This window comes from Pseudoalteromonas sp. SR45-5 (assembly GCF_014163565.1).
Lineage (GTDB): Bacteria > Pseudomonadota > Gammaproteobacteria > Enterobacterales > Alteromonadaceae > Pseudoalteromonas > Pseudoalteromonas distincta.
In genome coordinates this window covers 1-1731 of record NZ_JACJDN010000742.1, presented here as the reverse complement: position 1 = coordinate 1731, position 1731 = coordinate 1, and the positions used below count along the sequence as shown (strand labels likewise).

Here is a 1731-nt window from a genome sequence, read left to right as displayed (position 1 = left end):
ATAAAAACCACGGCCTTTTCGAGGGTCTAAAAAGCCACTTATTTGCATAAACAAACGGGTGCTACGCGACCATGCTACGTCGTTTAAATCACCGGCAACTATGGTAGGTCGTGTTGGGTTTTTAAGTGCTTTAGCCACCATTATTAGCTCTGAGTCGCGCGGACGTGATGAGTCTTCTTCGGTCGGGCTTGGTGGTGCGGGGTGAATAAAGTGCCCTTGCATTTGCAGGCCTTCATCGTTTTCAAACAAAATATGAATTGAGGGAATATCTTCTTCTATTAGCTCACATATTTGTGCATCGAGTATTTTAAACTTGCTGTATAAGTGCATGCCATAACGATTATCTTTAGGGCATTCTATGTAATACGGGTAATTTTTTTTAATGACTGATAATTTATTTTCCCACCAGCTATCGCTCTCAAGCGTAATAAGTAGGTCGGGTTGGTGCTCATCTACAAGGCTAATTAGCTGCTCGCTTTTATGGTTCGACATCAGTACATTTGCCGACATAATTCGTACGCTGTGGTCTATATGCTTTGGTGCGCTTTGCACTTCTTTTTTAGCAAGCCACGTATACGGGTAAATCCATTTACCTTGTAAAATCATTATAAGTAATGAGGTTAAGGCTATAAACACGTAGCCTATTGCGCTACTTTGCCATAATAAAAACAGCGATGTAACGGCTACAAAACTGGCAATATAAAATACTTGCAAGCGCACAAAGTCGCAGCTACGCACTAAGTAATGCTGGCTGTACGACATAGGCAACAAGGTAACCAGTAAAAAAAATCCAATAATTATAGCCAGCGCAATAAGCATTTTAATATCCTTATAAAGTTAATTTAGCGACTTAAAATTGAAAGTATTTCTCGGGTGTCGTGCACCATATGGATAACTGTACGGTCTATTTCTATACTCACTGTACCATTATCTCTAGAGCGTTCAATCACTCTACCTCGTTTATATAAATCACGATCTAAATAGTCGCCTCTGTGGTAGCTTTTACTTAGCCCTGGTGGCGTCCAACCTGCGCGAATTAACTGCTTAGCCTCTTGGTAGTCATTGTCGTTGTGTTTATGTGAATGATGCTTATTATGGCCGTGTTTATGACCATGCTTATCTTTATGCGGTTTTGCGTCTGCGCTTATTGAACATAAAGCCAATGCTATTAGTGCTGTGTATGTTAGTGCTCTCATAAATAATCTCTAGCGTAATTTATAGCTAAAGGTTAACAAACACGGCTGAACATCATATGAAACAACTTACACTTATTTAACGTTGTTTATATTGTGTTTTACAATGGCTTCGCATAATAGCGGGATCGCGTAATTTTAAGTGTTTTGTTTTACGACCAGCATGGCGTTTACGCCACACTTTAAAACTGCCTTTTGAAATATGTTCGCGCATAAATACCACCAGCTGCGGGTATTTTAATCCGTATAACTGCTCTATTGCCTCAAAAGGGGTTCTATCTTCCCACGCCATTTCGATAATGCGTGACTGCTGCTCTGCGTTAAACATGGTATATCTCACAAAATTTAACTTATACGCTAGGTAAAAATACTTAGATCAATGCAATTAAGCTCAGTAACTGTATAATTGGCGTTCAATTTATGTATTTTAAAAGATATCGAATTTTTATTTATGCGCGCAATATTTCTGTTTTTAGCTTTAACTTTACCTTCATTATTGCTCGCAGCGCAAAGTCTTACTTGGCGCTGCAAGCAATAA

At 39.0% G+C, this 1731-nt stretch carries 3 protein-coding genes; all 3 read right to left on the bottom strand.

What is annotated here, in order from left to right; genetic code table 11:
• Positions 1-819 (bottom strand): endonuclease/exonuclease/phosphatase family protein (locus H5072_RS18555; protein WP_182694403.1); only part of this gene is annotated, 819 nt, incomplete at its 3' end.
• A 23-nt stretch (positions 820-842) separates the two neighbouring features.
• A complete protein-coding gene (locus tag H5072_RS18550) occupies positions 843-1196 on the bottom strand; it encodes a hypothetical protein (protein ID WP_182694402.1) in 354 nt (117 codons plus the stop codon).
• A gap of 76 nt (positions 1197-1272) precedes the next feature.
• A complete protein-coding gene (locus H5072_RS18545) occupies positions 1273-1521 on the bottom strand; it encodes a TIGR03643 family protein (protein ID WP_024595124.1) in 249 nt (82 codons plus the stop codon).
• Positions 1522-1731: the final 210 nt, after the last annotated feature.